Origin of the sequence: Cryobacterium sp. TMT1-62, assembly GCF_004403145.1 — a bacterium.
In the GTDB taxonomy this organism is placed as follows: domain Bacteria; phylum Actinomycetota; class Actinomycetes; order Actinomycetales; family Microbacteriaceae; genus Cryobacterium; species Cryobacterium sandaracinum.
Genome location: NZ_SOGZ01000015.1, coordinates 1 through 19,006, shown reverse-complemented (window position 1 = coordinate 19,006; position 19,006 = coordinate 1). Strand labels below are relative to the sequence as shown.

The window sequence follows — 19,006 nt, the reverse complement described above, 5'->3', positions numbered from 1 at the left end:
GAAACCCTGTTCTAGCCTAGGTTTGGGACATGGAGCCTACAGAATCTGCGCCGGCGACGTCCAACATCACGGTGTTGCGCGGTGAGCCTCTCGTCGTGATCAGTGACGTGGACAAGCACTACGGTGACCTTCACGTGCTGAAGAAGATCAACGCCGTGGTCAACCGCGGCGAGGTCGTGGTGGTGATCGGGCCGAGTGGCTCCGGCAAGTCCACCCTCTGCCGGGCCATCAACCGGCTCGAGACCATCGACGCGGGCGTCATCACGATCGACGGCGTCAAGCTGCCGGCCGAGGGCAAGGCGCTGGCCAAGCTGCGCGCGGACGTCGGAATGGTGTTCCAGGCGTTCAACCTCTTTGCCCACAAGACCGTCCTCGAGAACGTCACCCTCGGGCCGATCAAGGTGCGCGGCCTGTCGAAGGCCGAGGCCGAGAAAAAGGCCATGGTCCTCCTCGAGCGTGTCGGCGTGGCCAACCAGGCCAAGAAGATGCCCGCCCAGCTCTCCGGTGGACAGCAGCAGCGGGTCGCGATCGCACGGGCTCTCGCCATGGACCCGAAGGTCATCCTGCTCGACGAGCCGACCAGTGCGCTCGACCCCGAGATGATCAACGAGGTGCTCGAGGTCATGATCAACCTGGCTAACGACGGCATGACCATGATCGTCGTCACGCATGAGATGGGCTTCGCCCGCCGCGCCGCCGACCGGGTCATCTTCATGGCCGAGGGCGAGATCGTCGAGGAGACCACGCCCGAGCAGTTCTTCACCAACCCCCAGAGCTCGAGAGCGAAGGACTTCCTCTCCAAAATACTTGCCCACTAACCGGTGTGCAGGACGACACAGCAATCAGGAGATACCCATGAGACTCACTAAAGGTCTAATGATTTCGGCCATTGCCCTCGCGAGCGTTCTCACGTTGAGCGGATGTACCGATTCCGCCCAGACGCCCGAGGCCGCACCGGTCGAGGAAACGGTTGAGTTCGAAGCCGGCACCTCCATGGCCGCGTTGAACGAGGCCGGGGCGATCACCATCGGCACCAAGTTCGACCAGCCGCTGTTCGGCCTCAAGGGCCCGGACAACAACCCGGTCGGCTTCGACGTCGAGATCGGCAAGCTCATCGCCGCGAAACTCGGCATCTCCGCCGACAAGATCAAGTGGACCGAGACCGTCTCGGCCAACCGCGAGCCCTTCCTCCAGAACGGCCAGGTTGACCTTGTCGTCGCGACCTACACGATCAACGACACCCGCAAGGAGGTCGTCGACTTCGCCGGACCGTACTACCAGGCCGGCCAGGACCTGCTTGTGCTCGCCGGCAACCCCGACAAGATCACCGGCCCGGAGGACCTCGCCGGCAAGCCCGTCTGCACCGTGAGCGGCTCGACGTCGGAGAAGAACATCGCCGCGTACTCCGACAACGTGATCGCGACCGACACCTACTCCAACTGCTTGGGCCCGCTCCGCAGCGGCGAGGTTGTCGCCGTGACCACGGACAACGTTATCCTGGCCGGCCTCGCCGACCAGAACGCCGGTGAGTTCGAGGTTGTCGACAACCCCTTCACCAAGGAGCCCTACGGCATCGGCCTGAAGAAGGACGACACCGAGTTCCGCACCTTCATCAACGATGTGCTCGATGAGGCGTACGAGGATGGCACGTGGGCCGAAGCCTGGGAAGCGACCGCCGGTACCGTGCTCGAGACCCCGACCCCGCCGGCAGTCGACCGGTACTAGTCGCCGAAAGCAGCACCTGCTGATCGGGGCGGCCGCGCCGCACAGGCGGCCGCCTCGACCAGCACCTTTTTCCTGGAACCCGCACGACCCACCCGCACGACATCCAGATAGTCACTACAGAAGAGGAGGTGAGTTGTGGACGCAGTCATCGAAAACCTGCCCCTGTTTCTGGAGGGCTTCAGAAATACATTGGGCCTTCTGCTTCTGGCCGGCACGGGAGCGCTCGTGTTCGGCATCATCATCGCTGCCATGCGCATCTCGCCCGTCGCATCCCTGCGCGGATTCGCCACCGTCTACACCGAGATCGTGCGCAACACCCCGCTCACGCTGGTGCTGTTCTTCTGCGCCTACATCCTGCCCTACCTCCAGTTCAGCCCAGGCTACTTCGTGCTCGCCACGATCGGACTCACCGTCTACACCTCGCCGTTCGTCGCCGAAGCCCTGCGCTCGGGCGTCAACGGTGTGCACGTGGGTCAGGCCGAGGCCGCCCGCAGCGTGGGTCTGACCTTCACGCAGACCCTCTCGTTCGTCGTCATGCCCCAGGCGGTGCGCATGGTCATCCCGCCGCTCATCAATGTGTTCATCGCCCTGACGAAGAACACCTCGGTCGCCGGCGCCTTCTTCGTCTTCGAACTCTTCGGCGCCGCCCGCAAGATCACCAACGATCGCGGCGATGAGGTGCTCGCGATCTTGCTCGCCGTGGCAGTCTTCTACCTCCTGGTCACCATCTCGCTCGGCCTGATCGCCGGTCGGGTCGAGAAGAAGGTGGCGGTTCTCCGATGACTTCCGTGCTTTACGACGCTCCGGGCCCCAAGGCCATCTTCCGTTCCCGGCTGTTCTCCGTGGTGGCCGGCCTCGTCATCGCCGCCGGCCTGGTCTGGCTGATCTTGGCGCTGGGTGCGCCCAAGACCAGCGCCAACGGCGCCGTTCAGCCGGGCCTCTGGGACGTCTCCCGGTGGGACGTCTTCGCCGACCGCGAGGTCTGGCGCACGCTCGGCCGCGGAGCACTGAACACCCTCCGAATGGCCGGCGTCGCCGCTGCGTTCGCCCTGGTGCTCGGTGTGCTGTTCTCCTTCGGGCGCGTCTCCGATACTAAATGGATTCGGATCCCGACCACGGTCGTGCTCGAATTCGTGCGCGGCATGCCCGTACTGCTGATGATGCTTTTCATCCTCCTCGTCTTCTCCACCGGCTCCTTCTGGGCCGGTGTCGCCGCCCTCTCCGTCTATAACGGCGCGATCATCGGCGAGGCGCTGCGGGCCGGCATCAAAAGCCTGCCTCGCGGCCAGCGCGAGGCTGGGCTGGCCATCGGGCTCACGCCCGTGGCAACCCGGTTCCGGATCGAGTTCCCGCAGGCGTTCCGGCAGATGCTGCCGATCATCATCGCGCAGCTCGTCGTGCTCCTCAAGGACACGTCCCTGGCGTTCGTGGTCGGCTACGAGGAGCTCCTCCGCAGCGGGCTGTACAACCTGACGAACTTTTTCGGCAGCCGGTACTCCTTCTCCTTCTTCCTCGTCGTGCTCGCGATCTACCTGACGATGAACCTACTGCTCTCCTGGCTGGCCCGCGTCATCGCCCGCCGCACCGGCTCCAAGTCCGGCGGCGTCACCACGGACACGAAGGCGCCGCCTGAGAAGCCCCTCGATCCCGAGGTGGTCTACCCCGCTGCGCTCGGCAACCAGATGGGCGCCCGGGGGCTTTAGCGGCACTAAACTTGTGCCTTGTGTCTGACCCCACTGAGATCTCTGAACCAGTCGTGAGCGCGGCCGTCGACGCCGCACTCGCCGCCATTGACGCCGCGAACGACTCCGCGGCCCTGAAAACCGTGCGCACCGAGCACACCGGCGAGGCCTCCCCGCTGGCCCGACTCAACGCGCTGATGCGCAGCGTGCCGGGCAACCAGAAGGCCGCCGCCGGCAAGCTTCTCGGCCAGGCCCGAGGTGCCGTCGCCCAGGCGTTCTCCGCCCGCGAGGCCGCGATCACCGAGGCTGAGGCAACCGCTCAGCTCGCGGCCGAAACGGTCGACGTGACGGCGGCGGCCTCCACCTGGAAGCCCGGCGCGCGGCATCCGCTCACCCTGTTGCAGGAGCGCGTCGCGGATGTCTTCGTCGGCATGGGCTGGGAGGTCGCCGAGGGCCCCGAGCTCGAGAGCGAGTGGTTCAACTTCGACGCCCTCAATTTCGACGAGGACCACCCGGCCCGTGCCATGCAGGACACGTTCTTCATCGACCCACCCGAGGCACACCTGGTACTGCGCACCCACACCTCGCCGGTACAGCTGCGTGCCCTGTTGTCGCGCGAACTTCCCGTTTATGTCGTCGCGCCCGGCCGGGTGTTCCGCACCGACGAACTTGACGCCACGCACACGCCCGTGTTCCACCAGATCGAGGGCATCGCCGTCGACAAGGGCCTGACCATGGCGCACCTGCGCGGCACTCTCGACCATTTCGTGCAGGCCATGTTCGGCCCCGAGGCGAAGGTGCGCCTGCGCCCCAACTACTTCCCGTTCACCGAGCCGAGCGCCGAACTCGACCTGTGGCACCCGACCTTCAAGGACGGCGCCCGCTGGATCGAGTGGGGCGGCTGCGGCATGGTCAACGCCAATGTGTTGCGTTCCGCCGGGATCGACCCGGAGGTCTACTCCGGATTCGCGTTCGGCGTCGGCGTCGAACGGGCATTGATGTTCCGAAATGATGTGAAGGATATGCACGACATGGTCGAAGGCGACGTCCGGTTCAGCCAGCAGTACGGGATGACCGTCTGATGCGTGTACCACTGAGCTGGCTGGCTGAGTTCGTCGACCTGGCCCCGGGCATCACGCCCGAGGACGTGCACGCCGCCCTGGTGAGCGTGGGCCTCGAAGAGGAGGAGATCCACCGCTTCGAGCTGACCGGGCCGATCGTGGTCGGCCAGGTGCTCGAGTTCGTCGGCGAGGAGCAGACCAACGGCAAGACCATCAACTGGTGCCAGGTGCGCGTCGCCGCTGACGGCGAGCTCGCGGCCGACGGCGGCCCGGCCGTGCACGGCATTGTCTGCGGCGCCCACAACTTCGTCGTCGGCGACAAGGTTGTCGTGACCCTGCCCGGCGCCGTGCTGCCCGGTCCGTTCCCGATCGCGCCCCGCAAGACCTACGGCCACGTGTCCGACGGCATGATCGCCTCGGCCCGCGAACTCGGCCTCGGCGACGAGCACGACGGCATCCTGGTGCTCGGCAGCCTCGGCCTCGACCCCGAGATCGGCACGGATGCGATCAGCCTGCTGGGCCTGGACGACACCGCCGTCGAGATCAACGTCACGCCCGACCGGGGCTACGCCTTCTCGATCCGTGGCGTCGCCCGCGAGTACGCGCACGCCACCGGGGCTGCCTTCCGCGACCCGGCGCTCTCCGTCACCGCGGACGCGTCCACGGTCGCCTTCCCGGTCACCATCGCCGATCAGGCCCCGATCCGCGGTCGCGTCGGCGCGAGCGTGTTCGTCACCCGCGCGGTGCGCGGCGTGGACCCCACCCGGCCGTCTCCGGCCTGGTTGATCGCCCGCCTGAAGCTGGCCGGCATCCGTTCGATCTCGCTGATCGTCGACGTCACCAACTACGTGATGATCGAGCTCGGCCAGCCGATCCACGGCTACGACCTTGACAAGCTGGCCGGCGGTATCACCGTGCGTCGCGCAGAACCGGGCGAGAAGCTCGTCACCCTCGACGACGTCACCCGCATTCTCAACGCCGAAGACTTGCTGATCACCGACGAGTCCGGACCGATCGGTCTGGCCGGCGTAATGGGCGGTCAGAGCACCGAGATCGGTTCCGCGACCACGAATGTGCTGATCGAGGCCGCGAACTTCGACCCGGTATCGATCGCGCGCACGGCCCGTCGGCACAAGCTTCCCAGCGAGGCATCCCGCAGGTTCGAGCGCGGGGTGGACCCGGCCGTGGCCGCGGTCGCCGCCGCCCGCGTCGTTCAGTTGCTGGTCGAGCTCTCCGGGGGAGAAGCCGACGGCCTCGGCTCCCTGCACGACGCCACGCCCGACGCCGAGCCGATCTTCCTGCCGACCGGCTTCATCTCCGGCCTGATCGGACTCGACTACACCCGCGAGGAGGTGCGCACCTCGCTGGCCGAGATCGGCGCCTCGATCGAGGAGACCGAGATCGGGCTGAACGTCACCGCCCCGAGCTGGCGCCCCGACCTGACGGACAAGTGGACCCTGGCCGAGGAAGTCGCCCGCATCGTCGGTTACAACCGCATCCCCTCGGTGCTGCCCGTCGCCCCGCCCGGGCGCAGCCTCACCCACGCGCAGACCCTGCGCCGCCAGGTGGCGCAGACCCTGGCGGCCACCGGCCACACCGAGGTGCTCGCGTACCCGTTCGTGGCGGAGAAGTCGAACAACCTGTTCGGGCTGCCCATCGGCCCTGCTGTTCCGCAGATCCGGGTTGCCAACCCGCTCGACGGAGAGGCGCCGTTCCTGCGCACGTCGATCCTGCCCGGGCTGCTGCAGATCGCACACCGCAACCGCTCGCGCGGCCTCACCGACCTGGCCGTCTTCGAACTGGGCTTGGTGTTCCGGCCGGTGGCGGGCATCCGTTACGGCGGCTCCGTCGTGCCGCCCGGCGCGGTGCGCCCGAGCGCGCAGCTGGAGGCCGAGCTCAACGCGGGCATCCCGCCGCAGCCTCTGTCGGTGGCGGTCGTGCTGACCGGCTCCGTCGTGCGGCACCAGCCGGGGCAGCCCGCCGTGGCCGCAAGCTGGCAGCACGCCCTCGCCGCGGTGCAGCAGGTCGCGCTGGCCGCCGGCGTTCCGATCACGGTTCGCCAGGGTTCGCACCAGGCCATGCATCCCGGCCGCACCGCCGAGCTGTTCGTGACGACGGATGCCGGCACGACCTCGGTCGGCTACGCCGGCGAACTGCTGCCCAGCATCGCCCGCGACGCGGACCTGCCCGCGGTCGTCGCGGTTGCCGAGATCGACCTGACCGCCGTGTTCGCGGAGGCCGGCGCCGAGCTGCGCGCCACACCGATCGCCACGATGCCGGCCGCCACACAGGACCTGTCCCTCGTGGTCGACGCCGGCGTGCCGGCCGGCGACGTGCTCCGCACGCTGCTCGAGGGCTGCGGGCCGCTGCTCGACCACGCCGAACTCGTCGACGATTACCGCGGCACGGGCGTGCCGTCCGGACGCAAGTCACTGACGTTCGCGCTGCGGTTCCGGGCGCCGGAGCGCACCCTCACCGCCGCGGAGGCCAGCGACGCCAAACTCGCCGGCGTCGCGGTGGCCGCCGCCCGCTTCGGGGCCACTCTCCGCGAGTAGCGCGAGTAGCGCGAGTGGCGCGGGCTGGCGCCCGCTCCGCGCGCCGAGAGTCACCGCCCGGGCGGCGATTATCGGCGCGAACGGCGATTCTCGGCGCGCGGGGCGGCGCGCTAGGTTGGGAACATGTCTTTTTCGGTGGCGGTGGCAGGTGCGAGTGGCTACGCGGGCGGTGAATTGTTGCGTCTGTTGGCCGGGCACCCCGACTTCGAGGTGCGCACGGTCACGGCGCACAGCACTGCCGGGCAGCGTCTGATCGACGCGCAGCCGCACCTGCGCTCGCTCGCGCACCTCACCCTGGTCGACACGACGCCCGAAACCCTCGCCGGGCACGATGTGGTGTTCCTCGCCCTGCCCCACGGAGCATCCGGTGCCCTCACCGCGCACCTTTCCGCCGACACGCTCGTCGTGGACTGCGGTGCCGACCATCGGCTCGAAAGTGAGAGCGACTGGGCGGCGTTCTACGGGGGCGACTACTTCGGCGCCTGGACCTACGGCGTGCCCGAGCTCCCGGTGGTCGGCGGCACGCAGCGCTCCCGGTTGGCCGGCTCCCGCCGCGTCGCCGCCCCCGGCTGCAACGCGAGCACGGTGGCGTTGGCGCTGGCGCCGGGCATCCGTGCCGGGGTGATCGAGCCCGAAGACTTGGCCGCGGTGCTCGCGGTCGGACCCTCCGGCGCCGGCAAGAGTCTGACGCTGCCGAACCTCGCAAGCGAGATCCTCGGCTCCGCGAACCCCTACGCGGTCGGCGGCGTGCACCGCCACATCCCCGAAATCCAGCAGAGCCTGCGCTGGGCAGGGGCCTCGAACCCGACCATCTCATTCACCCCGGTGATCGTGCCGATGTCGCGGGGAATCCTCTGCACCGCGACGGCCCGTCTCGTGCCCGGCACATCCGGCGCCGCGGTGCGCGCCGCCTGGGAGGCGACCTACGCCGACGAACCGTTCGTGCATGTGCTGCCGGAGGGCCGATTCCCGCGCACGGGCGATGTGCTCGGCGCCAACACCGCGCTGATCGGCCTCGCCGTCGACGAGGCCGTGGGCCGCGTCGTGACGATCACCGCCGTCGACAATCTCACCAAGGGCACCGCCGGTGCCGCCATCCAGTCCGCCAACCTGGCGTTGGGACTGCCCGAGACCACGGGCCTGAGCACGAATGGAGTTGCCCCATGAGTGTCACCGCCCCCGCCGGGTTCGCCGCCGCCGGAGTTACCGCCGGCCTGAAACAGTCCGGCGGGCTCGACCTCGCCGTCGTGCAGAACCTCGGCCCGCTCACCAGCGCGGCCAGCGTTTTCACCAGTAACCGGTGCAAGGCGAACCCGGTGCTTTGGAGCGAGCAGGTCATGAAGGGCGGCCGAGTCAAGGCCATCGTGCTCAACTCGGGCGGCGCGAACTGCTACACCGGCAGCATCGGCTTCCAGACCACGCACGCCACCGCCGAGGCCATCGCCGACCGCTTGGAGATCTCCGCCGGCGAGGTGCTGGTCTGTTCCACCGGCCTGATCGGCGAACAGCTCGACCTCGGCAAGATCACCGCCGGCGTGTGGGACGCGACCCTCGCGCTGCAGGGTGAGAAGGCCACCTCCGACGCCGCCGGCCTGGCCGCGGCGCAGGCGATCATGACCACCGACACCACACCCAAGCAGACCATGCTCGTTTCCGACACCGGCTGGACCATCGGCGGCATGGCCAAGGGCGCCGGAATGCTCGCGCCTGGCCTTGCCACCATGCTCGTGGTGCTGACCACCGACGCCGTGCTCGACTCCGAGCAGCTGGACGTGGCCCTCCGCCAGGCCACCCGGGTCACGTTCGACCGCCTCGACTCCGACGGCTGCATGTCCACCAACGACACTGTCACCCTCCTCGGCTCCGGGGCGAGCGGGGTCACCGCCGACCTGGCCGAATTCACGGATGCCCTGATCGCCATCTGCCAGGACCTCACCCTGCAGCTGCAGGCCGACGCCGAGGGGTCCGCCCACGACGTCGCCATTACGGTGCGGCACGCCGGCACCGAGGCCGACGCCGTCACGGTCGCCCGCGCGGTCTCCCGCAGCAACCTGTTCAAGACCGCGATCTTCGGCAACGACCCGAATTGGGGCCGCGTGCTCGCGGCGGTCGGTACGACGGATGCCGCCTTCGACCCCTACGGCATCGACGTCGCCATCAATGGCGTGCAGGTCTGCACCGCGGGGGAACCCGACCAGCCGCGTGAGCTCGTCGACCTGACCCCCCGCTCGGTCTCCGTGCTGATCGACCTGCACGAGGGCGACGAGACGGCCACCATCTGGACCAACGACCTCACCCACGCCTACGTCGAAGAGAACAGCGCGTACTCGAGTTGAACCCGGTCCACGAAACCCCCGGCGACGAGACGACCCCAGGCGACGAGACGAACAGCCGGGCGGAGGCAGCCGTCAAGGCCGCCACGCTGATTGAGTCGCTGCCCTGGCTCAAGCGGTTCCACGACCAGATCATCGTGGTCAAGTTCGGTGGCAACGCCATGGTCAGCGAGGAACTGCAGCGAGCGTTCGCCGAAGACATGGTGTACCTGCGTTATGCCGGCATCCGCCCCGTCGTCGTGCACGGCGGCGGCCCGCAGATCTCCGCGATGCTCGACCGCCTCGGCATAGCGAGCGAGTTCCGCGGTGGCTACCGGGTGACCACGCCCGAGGCGATGGACGTCGTGCGGATGGTGCTCACCGGCCAGATCAACCGCGAGCTGGTCAGCCGCATCAACCAGCACGGCCCGCTGTCGGCCGGGCTGTCCGGCGAGGACGCCGGGCTGTTCCAGGGCCGTCGCCGCGGCACCGTCATCGACGGCGGCGAGGTCGACCTCGGCCTCGTCGGCGACGTGATCGGCGTCGACCCCGAGGCCGTGCTCGCCCAGCTCGCCGCCGGCCGTATACCGGTCGTCTCCTCGATCGCACCCGACACGGATGTCCCGGGCCAGTCCCTGAACATCAACGCCGACGCCGCCGCCGCGGCCCTCGCGGTCGCGCTCGGCGCCGTCAAACTGGTCATCCTGACCGATGTCGCGGGGCTGTACAGCGACTGGCCCAACCACGACTCGCTGGTGTCGGTCATCGACGTGGACTCGCTTCGCTCCCTACTGCCGGGCCTCGAGTCGGGAATGATCCCCAAGATGACGGCCTGCCTCGACGCGGTCGAGGGTGGCGTCGCGAAGGCGGCCATCATCGACGGCCGGGTACCACACTCGATCCTGCTCGAGGTCTTCACCGGCAGCGGGATTGGAACCGAAGTGGTCCCGGCATGAGCAATACGCACCCAGAATCGAGCACCGCACAGATGGCCGATTCCGGCACCCCCGACTGGCGCGAGCGTTTCAGCGCCGCCATGATGCACACGATCGCACCGCCGCTGGCGATGCTCGTGCGCGGGAAGGGGTGCTACGTCTGGGACGACGAGGGCACGAAGTACCTCGACTTCCTCGCCGGAATCGCCGTGAACTCGCTCGGCCACGCGCATCCGGCTCTCGTCGCCGCGGTCACCGACCAGGTCGGCCGGCTTGCCCACGTCTCGAACTACTTCGCGTCGCCACCGCAGCTGGAACTGGCCGAACGGCTCAAGCGCCTCACCAGTGCGGGACAGGCCGGCCGGGTCTACTTCTGCAATTCCGGCGCCGAGGCCAACGAGGCCGCATTCAAGCTGGCCCGACTGAACACCGACGGTGGCAGCCGAACCCGCATCCTCTCCCTGCACGACTCGTTCCACGGCCGCACGATGGGGGCGCTCGCCCTCTCCGGCAAGCCGGCCATGCGCGAGCCGTTCCTGCCGGTCCCCGAGGGGGTCGAGCACATCCACGCCACGCTCGAGGGGCTGGACGCCGCGATCGACGAGACCGTCGCCGCCCTCTTCCTCGAGCCCGTGCAGGGCGAGGCCGGGGTGGTCGACCTGCCCGCAGGGTTCCTGCGCCACGCCCGCGAGCTGTGCACCCGAAACGGCGTGCTGCTCATCCTCGACGAGGTGCAGACCGGCGCCGGCCGCACCGGCGAGTGGTTCGCCTACCAGCACGACGGTATCCAGCCGGATGCGCTCACGCTGGCGAAGGGGATCGGCGGCGGCCTGCCCATCGGCGCCCTCGTCACCTTCGGGGCGGCGTCGGAGCTGTTCCAGCGCGGCCAGCACGGCTCGACCTATGCCGGCAACCCGCTCGTCACGGCCGCCGCCAACGCCGTGCTCGGCGCCATCGAGGCCGACGGCCTGGTCGCCAACGCCGCGCGGCGCGGCGAGCAGCTGCGGGGGATCCTCGCCGGGTTCGGTTCCCCCCTCATCGGCGAGGTGCGCGGCCGCGGGCTCCTGCTCGGTGTCGGGCTGACCGAACCGGTCGCTACCCGCCTGGCGGCCGCGGCCCAGAGCAACGGCTTGATCGTGAACGCCGCAAACGAGTCCACCATCCGTCTGGCCCCGCCCCTCATCGTCGGCGACGACGAACTGGCCGATTTCGAGTGCCGATTCGGGCTCGCTCTGGCCAGCCTCTAGAGTTGAACGATCTATTCCCCAGAAGCGAAAGTGACACCGTGACCCGCCATTTCCTGCGCGACGACGACATCTCACCGGCCGAACAGGCCGAGATCCTCGACCTTGCCCTGGACCTCAAGCGTGACCGATTCGCGGTCAAACCTCTGGCCGGCCCGCAGACCGTGGCTGTCATCTTCGACAAGTCATCGACCCGCACCCGGGTCTCCTTCGCCGTGGGGATCGCCGACCTCGGCGGCAGCCCGCTGATCATCAGCACCGCGAACAGCCAGCTCGGTGGCAAGGAAACCGCCTCCGACACGGCCCGCGTGCTCGAACGCCAGGTGGCCGCGATCGTCTGGCGCACCTACGGCCAGGCCGGACTCGAGGAGATGGCCCTCGGCACCACGGTGCCCGTCGTCAATGCGCTGTCCGACGACTTCCACCCCTGCCAGTTGCTCGCCGACCTGCTCACCATCCGTGAGCACCGCGGCGACCTGGCCGGTCAGACCCTCGCGTTCCTCGGCGACGGAGCCTGCAACATGGGCCAGTCCTACCTGCTTGCCGGCGCGACCGCGGGCATGCACGTGCGCATCGCCTCCCCGGTCGGGTACACGCCCACCGACGAGGTCGTCGCGGATGCCGCGGCGATCGCCCTGCGCACCGGCGGCTCCGTGGAGCTCTTCACCGACCCGGTCGCGGCCGTCACCGGCGTCGACGTGGTCGTCACCGACACCTGGGTGTCGATGGGCAAGGAAGAGGAGAAGGCCACCCGCCTGGGTGACCTCGGTCGCTACCGTGTGGACGCCGCCCTGATGGCGCTCGCGAAGCCCGACGCGCACTTCCTGCACTGTCTGCCGGCTGACCGCGGTTTCGAGGTGACCGCCGACGTCATCGACGGCGCGCAGAGCATCATCTGGGACGAGGCCGAAAACCGCCTGCACGCCCAGAAGGCGCTGCTCGTCTGGCTGCTCACCCAGAACAGCGCCTAACGCCCCGGCGGGCGTCACAGCATGACCGTAAACTTGATCAGATCGAATTTTTAGGGAGAACCATGGCTGAACGCGTTGTGCTGGCATATTCGGGCGGACTCGATACCTCGGTTGGCATCGGCTGGCTGAAGGATGCAACCGGCAAAGAGGTCGTGGCCCTCGCCATCGACGTGGGACAGAGCGGCGAGGATATGGACGTCATCCGCCAGCGCGCCCTGGACTGCGGCGCCGTCGAGTCCATCGTCGTCGACGCGAAGGACGAGTTCGCCAGCGACTACGTCGTGCCGGCCCTCAAGGCCAACGCGCTCTACCAGAAGCGTTACCCGCTCGTCTCCGCGCTCAGCCGCCCGCTGATCGCCAAGTACCTCGCCTCCACGGCCAAGGAGCTCGGAGCGAACAGCGTCGCGCACGGCTGCACCGGCAAGGGCAACGACCAGGTGCGCTTCGAGGCCGCCGTCGCCGCCCTCGCGCCCGAGCTCACCTCGCTCGCCCCGGTGCGCGATTTCGCCCTCACCCGGGACAAAGCCATCGAATACGCGGCGCTGCACGACCTGCCCATCGCACAGTCGAAGAAGAGCCCCTACTCGATCGACCAGAACGTCTACGGTCGTGCGGTCGAAACCGGCTTCCTCGAAGACCCGTGGAATGCCCCGATCGAAGACCTCTACACGTACACGCAGGACCCGGCCGTGACTCGCGAGCCCACCGAGGTCGTCATCAGCTTCGACCAGGGTGTTCCCGTCGCGATTGACGGCGTCGCCGTCACCCCGCTGCAGGCCATCGAAATGATGAACCTGCTCGCCGGCAACCAGGGCGTCGGACGGATCGACATCGTCGAGGACCGCCTCGTCGGCATCAAGAGCCGCGAGGTCTACGAGGCCCCCGCCGGCATCGCCCTGATCGCCGCGCACGAAGAGCTCGAGAACATGACCGTGGAACGTGACCTGGCCCGCTACAAGCGCACGGTCGAGTCCAAGTGGGCCGAACTCGTCTACGACGGCCTCTGGTTCTCCGGCCTGAAGCGCGCACTCGACGTGTTCATCGACGAGACGCAGAAGCACGTGACCGGCGACATCCGTCTGAAGATGCATGCCGGCACCGCCGTCGTCACCGGCCGCAAGTCCACGCAGAGCCTCTACGACTTCAACCTCGCCACCTACGACACCGGGGACACTTTCGACCAGTCCATGGCCAAGGGTTTCATCGAGCTGTGGTCGCTGCCGAGCAAGATCTCGGCCCGCCGCGACCTCGCCGGCAAGTAGGGCTGACGTGGCTGGCGACACGGACACGCACGAGAACCGCGCGGGCAAGGCGGGCGCCCTCTGGGGTGGCCGCTTCGCCGGGGGACCGTCGCCGGAACTGGCGAAGCTGAGCAAGTCGACCCAGTTCGACTGGCCGCTGGCTCCCTACGACATCCGTGGTTCCCAGGCCCACGCGCGGGCCCTGGCCGCGGCCGGTTACCTGACCGCCCCGGAACTCGTCGCCATGATCGCCGGCCTCGACACCCTGATGCAGGCCGTGGTCGACGAGAGCTTCCTTCCCGCGGAATCCGACGAGGATGTGCATTCGGCCCTGGAACGCGGCCTGATCGACATCGTCGGCGTCGAACTGGGCGGCAAGCTGCGCGCTGGCCGCAGCCGCAACGACCAGGTCGCCACCCTGGTGCGGATGCTGCTGCGCGACAAGGCGAAGGGCATCTCCGCCCACGTCATCGACCTGATCGACGCCCTGGCGTCGCAGGCCGAAGCGAACGACGAGGCCATCATGCCGGGCCGCACGCATCTGCAGCACGCCCAGCCGGTGCTGCTCGCCCACCACCTGTTCGCGCACTGCTGGCCGCTCGTGCGCGACCTCGAGCGGTTCACCGACTGGAACACACGCGCCGACTACTCGCCCTATGGGTCTGGTGCCCTGGCCGGCAACACGCTCGGCCTCGACGCCAACCTGGTGGCGGCCGACCTCGGCTTCAGCGCCGTGGTCGAGAACTCGATCGACGGCACCGCGAGCCGCGACCTGGTCGCCGAGTTCGCGTACATCACCGCCCAGATCGGTATCGATCTGTCCCGTCTGGCCGAGGAGATCATCCTCTGGAACACCCGCGAGTTCGGTTTCGTCACCCTCGACGACTCCTACTCCACCGGGTCGTCGATCATGCCGCAGAAGAAGAACCCGGACATCGCCGAGCTGGCCCGCGGCAAGGCGGGGCGCCTGATCGGCAACCTGACCGGTCTGCTGACCACTCTCAAGGGGTTGCCGCTCGCCTACAACCGCGACCTGCAGGAAGACAAGGAGCCAGTCTTCGACTCGATCGAGACGCTCGAGGTGCTCCTGCCGGCCTTCAGCGGAATGATCGCGACCCTGACCTTCCACACTGAACGGATGGCCGAGCTCGCCCCCCAGGGATTCTCCCTGGCCACCGACGTCGCCGAGTGGCTCGTCAAGCAGCAGGTCACGTTCCGGGACGCGCACGAAATCACCGGTTCGCTGGTGAAGTTCGCGGAGCGGAACGGGCTCGACCTGCACGAGGTGGACGACGCCGCGCTGCTCGCGCTGTCGCCGCACCTCACGCCGGACGTGCGCGAGGTACTCACCATCACCGGTTCGGTGTCCCGCCGCGACGGCCAGGGCGGGACCGCCCCGGTGCGCGTGGCGGAGCAGCGCGCGGCGCTCGTCACCCGGGTGCGCGCGCTGGCGGCTGCGCTCGGCATGTGACACTCGCCGACGGCATTCTGGCGCGACCGGCCGTTGAGGTCGCGCCACAGTTGTTGGGCGCGCTGCTCGACCGCGCCGGGGTGCGGCTGCGCATCACCGAGGTGGAGGCCTACCTCGGGCAAGGGCTCGACCCCGGCTCGCACGCCTTCCGTGGCCAGACCCGGCGGAACGCGTCGATGTTCGGCCCGAGCGGCCACCTCTACGCGTACTTCAGCTACGGCATGCACGTCTGTGCGAACATCGTCTGCTCGCCGGGCGGCGAAGCGTCCGCCGTGCTGCTGCGCGCCGGCGAGATCGTCGACGGTGTCGCCGAGGCACGGATGCGCCGCCCCACCTCACGCAGCGACCGCGACCTGGCGCGCGGCCCGGCCCGGCTCACGCTGGCGCTCGGCATCGGGCTGGGAGACGACGGTGCGGACCTCGGTGAGGCGCCGTTCACGCTGACCCTGCCTCCCGAACCGGTCGCTTTCCGCAGCGGACCCCGCACCGGAGTCGGCGGCGTCGGCGGGGGAGCGGAGTATCCGTGGCGATTCTGGATCCCGGGCGACGCGTCGGTGTCGCCGTACCGGCGACATCCGAAGCTGGGCGCTGAGCCCGACTCTCGCTAGGCGCGCGTCGTCGACAGGCGAGCACCGTCGACAGGCGAGCACCGTCGACAGGCTCGGGCCGTCGCCGGGCTCGCGCCATCACCGGGACCCGCGCTGGGGCATCCGGCGTCATATAAAAGCGGAGATTTTCGGGAAACGCCGGTTCGGGGGCCGACCGGCGTGTCGCGAAAATCTCCGAGGTTACGTCAGCGCGATCGGCACGGATGTCCCGGGTCGCGCGGCAGGTTCGGGTCACCGGATCCCGGCAAGCTCGACCGCCGACCGGCGCCTACGTCAGGGCGATCTGCACCAGGGCGGCGCACGCGCACGCCCAGATCAGGCTCGCCAGCGTGCCGATGATGAACCGCTCCCGGGCCTCGGCCGTGGCCAGCTCGGTGAAGCGGCCGACGCCCTTGATCGCCACGACGACCGCGATGGCCTCCGGGAAGCCCGCCAGGATCGCGCCGGCCACGGCGAGGCGCTCCAGGATTCCGATCATCAATCCACCGCGCAGCACCTCGTGCACGAAAGTGCCGTGCGTTCCGGCCGTCCCCTCACCATCGGGTACACCGGTGGCATCCGGTGCATCCGGTGCATCCGGTGCATCCGGTGCATCCGGTGCGCCGGCATCAACCCCGGACGCGCGGCCCGGCTCCGGTGTCACGGGAGCGCCGCCGTTGTCGACCAGGATCCCGCCGTGCTGGCCTTGGGGCACGGAGTTGTTCGTGGCCAGCCTCAGCGCAAGCAGCGCCGCCGGGCCGCCGCCGACCACGGCGAGACCGAGGGCCACCATGCCGAGGAGCACGCCCGACACGGTCGCGCCTCCGGGCGAGGGGAGGGCGGCGATCATCAGGGCCGCGGCGAGGGCGCCGCCGGAGACCGCGGCGAACTGCGGCTTCTGGCGCCGGAACGCGAGGATGGCGAAGACCAGCGAGCCGGTGGTGACGACCAGGAGGGACATCCAGTAGAGGTAGGCAACGATCGGGAAGGACGAGGAGATCATGCGGCAGGGTCCGTTTCGGTCGTGGCGTGCTCGAGGTTCTCCAGCAGCCTAACGAGTGCGGGCTGGGCGGACTGGTCGACCCTCCAGAGGGCGATTCGGATGCGCTGGCTGACGGCGGCGGGGGAAATGCCGAGCTCGGCGGCGATCTCCACCTGGGACATCCCGCTCGCCAGCAGGTCGATGGCCGCCCAGCCCTCCTGCGAGCGACGCTGGCGAAGGAGCAGCAGATTGGTGATGAGTGCTTCCACCCCGTCGGCGTCGAGCAGCGGAGCAGAGCGGCCAGCAGTACGGCCAGCGGCCGGATCAACCTCGAGACTGAACCGGGCCTCGGCCTTCTTTGCCCGCGTCACGGCCGCGCGCGCCGCGACGAACGCACCGCCGGAGGCCTGCCGGGTTGTTTCTGGAAGAGGGGTGCGCACCTCGCCGATGCCGAGCCCGATGCTCCAATGGCCCGCGCGATGCAGCGCGAGAACGGCGGCAAGGGCCGTGCCGGCGTCGGGCAGCAGTAGCTGGATCTCATCGCCGGACGTCTGGTCGGGCGGCAGCGTGAACGCCGGGCCGTACGCGGCCACGAGCTCGGCGATCATCTCGCCGGCCCGATCGCGATCGTTGCGGCTGTCGACCTGGTCGGCCGTGATGACGAACATGGGCGGGACCTCCGACGGAGTTGGCGGGCTGATATGAAGCTTCCACGATGAATCTACACTAATTCAGCCTATAGGCTTAATATTTGCCGATCAAGGTGTGGTCCTGAATTCCCGGGCAGCGAGTCGGGCGCTGATATCCTTGGCTCGTGTCAGATCCAGCCATCCTCGCCCTGCAAGCCAACGACCCGACCTTCGACGACGTCTGGGAGGAGATCTCCTGGCGAGGCCTGGTACAGGTGTCCACCGACACCACCGAACTGCGTGAGCTGCTCGCCGGCCCGCCGGCCACGTTCTACTGCGGCTTCGACCCGACCGCCCCGAGCCTGCACCTCGGCAACCTCGTGCAGCTGCTGCTCATGCGCCGGCTGCAGCTGGCCGGACATAAGCCCCTCGGCTTGGTCGGCGGGTCCACCGGACTGATCGGTGACCCGCGCCCCACGGCCGAGCGCACCCTGAACTCTCGGGATGTCGTCGGCGAGTGGGTGGGCTACCTCCAGGCCCAGGTCTCGCGCTTTCTGAGCTCGGAGGGCGACAACGCCGTCACCCTGGTGAACAACCTGGACTGGACCGCCCCGCTCAGTGCCATCGACTTCCTGCGCGACATCGGCAAGTACTTCCGGGTCGGCAGCATGCTCAAGAAGGATGCCGTGAGCGCCCGGCTGAATTCCGACGCCGGCATCAGCTACACCGAGTTCAGTTACCAGGTTCTGCAGGGGATGGACTTCCTCGAGCTCTTCCGCACGTACGGCTGCGTGCTGCAGACCGGAGGCAGCGACCAGTGGGGCAACCTCACCAGCGGTATCGACCTCATCCGCAAGGCGGAGGGGGAGAGCGCCCACGCCATCGGCACCCCGCTGATTACGAACAGCGACGGCACCAAGTTCGGCAAGAGTGAGGGCAACGCGGTCTGGCTCGACCCCACCCTCACCAGCCCGTACGCGTTCTACCAGTTCTGGCTCAACACCGACGATGCCGATGTCCTCAACCGGCTGAAGGTGTTCACCTTCCTCACCCGGTCCGACATCGAGGAGCTCGCGGGTGCCGTGGCGGCGGAACCGTTCAAACGCCTCGCCCAGCGCACGCTCGCCGTGTCCGTGACGAGCCTTGTTCACGGCCGTGCCGCGACGGATGCCGCCATCCAGGCCGCGCATGCCCTCTTCGGCCAGGGTGAGCTGTCCGATCTCGACGAGGCCACCCTCGAAGCCGCTCTGCGAGAACTCCCGAACACGACGACCGCCCCGCACGCCCCCGTGGTGCAGCTGCTGGTCGACACCGGACTCAGCATGAGTCTGAGCGAAGCCCGCCGTGCCATCAGCCAGGGTGGGGTCTATCTCAACAACGTGAAGGTGTTGAGCGATGACCAGACCATCGAGGGTGCCGTGCTTCCCGGGGGAGTGGCCGTGCTCCGCCGTGGGAAGAAGACCTTGGCCGGCGTTTTCGTCGTCTGATTCAGAGACGGATGTCGCCTGGTCGTTCCGCCCCGTTGGGGCGTGACACGCCCGGGCGGTTGCTGGTTTTGACGGCCTGGTGTGTCGGCCGTAATGTATTCAAACGTACCCCACAGGTGCGGAA

17 protein-coding genes are annotated in these 19,006 nt (G+C 68.6%); 15 read left to right on the top strand and 2 right to left on the bottom strand.

The window, feature by feature from the left end; translation table 11 throughout:
* The first annotated feature begins 29 nt into the window (after positions 1-29).
* From E3T34_RS03430 to E3T34_RS03365, 14 genes are all read left to right on the top strand, one after another.
* Positions 30-818 (top strand): amino acid ABC transporter ATP-binding protein, encoded by a 789-nt coding sequence (locus E3T34_RS03430; RefSeq protein WP_104101236.1) that lies wholly within the window; start codon positions 30-32, stop codon positions 816-818.
* Positions 819-855: 37 nt separating this feature from the next.
* On the top strand, positions 856-1,725 hold the full coding sequence (locus tag E3T34_RS03425) for a glutamate ABC transporter substrate-binding protein (RefSeq protein ID WP_104101238.1): 870 nt from the start codon (positions 856-858) through the stop codon (positions 1,723-1,725).
* Positions 1,726-1,860: 135 nt separating this feature from the next.
* The gene (locus tag E3T34_RS03420) at positions 1,861-2,508 is read left to right on the top strand and encodes an amino acid ABC transporter permease (protein WP_104170093.1); all 648 of its coding nucleotides are present in this window, start codon (positions 1,861-1,863) and stop codon (positions 2,506-2,508) included.
* Entirely contained in the window at positions 2,505-3,428 is a 924-nt protein-coding gene (locus tag E3T34_RS03415; protein ID WP_104101242.1) for an amino acid ABC transporter permease, read from the top strand. Before E3T34_RS03420 ends, E3T34_RS03415 begins: the two co-directional genes overlap by 4 nt.
* A 20-nt stretch (positions 3,429-3,448) precedes the next feature.
* Positions 3,449-4,489, top strand: a complete 1,041-nt coding sequence (gene pheS / locus E3T34_RS03410) for a phenylalanine--tRNA ligase subunit alpha (protein ID WP_134342196.1) — start codon at positions 3,449-3,451, stop codon at positions 4,487-4,489.
* Complete coding sequence (gene pheT, locus E3T34_RS03405; protein ID WP_134342195.1) at positions 4,489-7,023, top strand: phenylalanine--tRNA ligase subunit beta; 2,535 nt, start codon at positions 4,489-4,491, stop codon at positions 7,021-7,023. Before pheS ends, pheT begins: the two co-directional genes overlap by 1 nt.
* A gap of 123 nt (positions 7,024-7,146) precedes the next feature.
* Positions 7,147-8,190, top strand: coding sequence for an N-acetyl-gamma-glutamyl-phosphate reductase (gene argC / locus E3T34_RS03400; protein WP_134342194.1), 1,044 nt, complete (start codon positions 7,147-7,149; stop codon positions 8,188-8,190).
* A complete protein-coding gene (gene argJ, locus E3T34_RS03395; protein ID WP_104170088.1) occupies positions 8,187-9,359 on the top strand; it encodes a bifunctional glutamate N-acetyltransferase/amino-acid acetyltransferase ArgJ in 1,173 nt (390 codons plus the stop codon). The genes argC and argJ overlap by 4 nt, the downstream gene beginning before the upstream one ends.
* The gene (gene argB / locus E3T34_RS03390; RefSeq protein WP_134342193.1) at positions 9,356-10,291 is read left to right on the top strand and encodes an acetylglutamate kinase; all 936 of its coding nucleotides are present in this window, start codon (positions 9,356-9,358) and stop codon (positions 10,289-10,291) included. The genes argJ and argB overlap by 4 nt, the downstream gene beginning before the upstream one ends.
* Entirely contained in the window at positions 10,288-11,517 is a 1,230-nt protein-coding gene (locus tag E3T34_RS03385; RefSeq protein ID WP_255570907.1) for an acetylornithine transaminase, read from the top strand. The genes argB and E3T34_RS03385 overlap by 4 nt, the downstream gene beginning before the upstream one ends.
* Positions 11,518-11,555: 38 nt before the next feature.
* A complete protein-coding gene (gene argF / locus E3T34_RS03380) occupies positions 11,556-12,485 on the top strand; it encodes an ornithine carbamoyltransferase (protein WP_134342192.1) in 930 nt (309 codons plus the stop codon).
* A gap of 62 nt (positions 12,486-12,547) precedes the next feature.
* Entirely contained in the window at positions 12,548-13,747 is a 1,200-nt protein-coding gene (locus E3T34_RS03375; RefSeq protein WP_104101259.1) for an argininosuccinate synthase, read from the top strand.
* A gap of 7 nt (positions 13,748-13,754) precedes the next feature.
* On the top strand, positions 13,755-15,197 hold the full coding sequence (gene argH / locus E3T34_RS03370; protein WP_104101261.1) for an argininosuccinate lyase: 1,443 nt from the start codon (positions 13,755-13,757) through the stop codon (positions 15,195-15,197).
* Positions 15,194-15,805, top strand: a complete 612-nt coding sequence (locus tag E3T34_RS03365) for a DNA-3-methyladenine glycosylase (protein WP_104101263.1) — start codon at positions 15,194-15,196, stop codon at positions 15,803-15,805. Before argH ends, E3T34_RS03365 begins: the two co-directional genes overlap by 4 nt.
* 268 nt (positions 15,806-16,073) lie before the next feature.
* Here the strand turns inward: E3T34_RS03365 and E3T34_RS03360 are convergent, their stop codons facing one another.
* Positions 16,074-16,787, bottom strand: coding sequence for a hypothetical protein (locus E3T34_RS03360; protein ID WP_134342191.1), 714 nt, complete (start codon positions 16,785-16,787; stop codon positions 16,074-16,076).
* Positions 16,784-17,434, bottom strand: coding sequence for a winged helix-turn-helix transcriptional regulator (locus E3T34_RS03355; RefSeq protein ID WP_134342190.1), 651 nt, complete (start codon positions 17,432-17,434; stop codon positions 16,784-16,786). Before E3T34_RS03355 ends, E3T34_RS03360 begins: the two co-directional genes overlap by 4 nt.
* A gap of 146 nt (positions 17,435-17,580) precedes the next feature.
* On the opposite strand from E3T34_RS03355, the gene tyrS reads away from it, so the two are divergent.
* The gene (tyrS, locus tag E3T34_RS03350) at positions 17,581-18,882 is read left to right on the top strand and encodes a tyrosine--tRNA ligase (protein WP_241976920.1); all 1,302 of its coding nucleotides are present in this window, start codon (positions 17,581-17,583) and stop codon (positions 18,880-18,882) included.
* The last annotated feature ends 124 nt before the right edge of the window (positions 18,883-19,006 follow it).

Bases quoted from the DNA above. Each gene is read 5' to 3' on its own strand.
- E3T34_RS03430 (WP_104101236.1), top strand. From the start codon at position 30: ATGGAGCCTACAGAATCTGCGCCGGCGACGTCCAACATCACGGTGTTG.
- E3T34_RS03425 (WP_104101238.1), top strand. From the start codon at position 856: ATGAGACTCACTAAAGGTCTAATGATTTCGGCCATTGCCCTCGCGAGC.
- E3T34_RS03415 (WP_104101242.1), top strand. From the start codon at position 2,505: ATGACTTCCGTGCTTTACGACGCTCCGGGCCCCAAGGCCATCTTCCGT.
- pheT (WP_134342195.1), top strand. From the start codon at position 4,489: ATGCGTGTACCACTGAGCTGGCTGGCTGAGTTCGTCGACCTGGCCCCG.
- argC (WP_134342194.1), top strand. From the start codon at position 7,147: ATGTCTTTTTCGGTGGCGGTGGCAGGTGCGAGTGGCTACGCGGGCGGT.
- argJ (WP_104170088.1), top strand. From the start codon at position 8,187: ATGAGTGTCACCGCCCCCGCCGGGTTCGCCGCCGCCGGAGTTACCGCC.
- E3T34_RS03385 (WP_255570907.1), top strand. From the start codon at position 10,288: ATGAGCAATACGCACCCAGAATCGAGCACCGCACAGATGGCCGATTCC.
- E3T34_RS03375 (WP_104101259.1), top strand. From the start codon at position 12,548: ATGGCTGAACGCGTTGTGCTGGCATATTCGGGCGGACTCGATACCTCG.
- E3T34_RS03360 (WP_134342191.1), bottom strand. From the start codon at position 16,787: ATGATCTCCTCGTCCTTCCCGATCGTTGCCTACCTCTACTGGATGTCC.
- E3T34_RS03355 (WP_134342190.1), bottom strand. From the start codon at position 17,434: ATGTTCGTCATCACGGCCGACCAGGTCGACAGCCGCAACGATCGCGAT.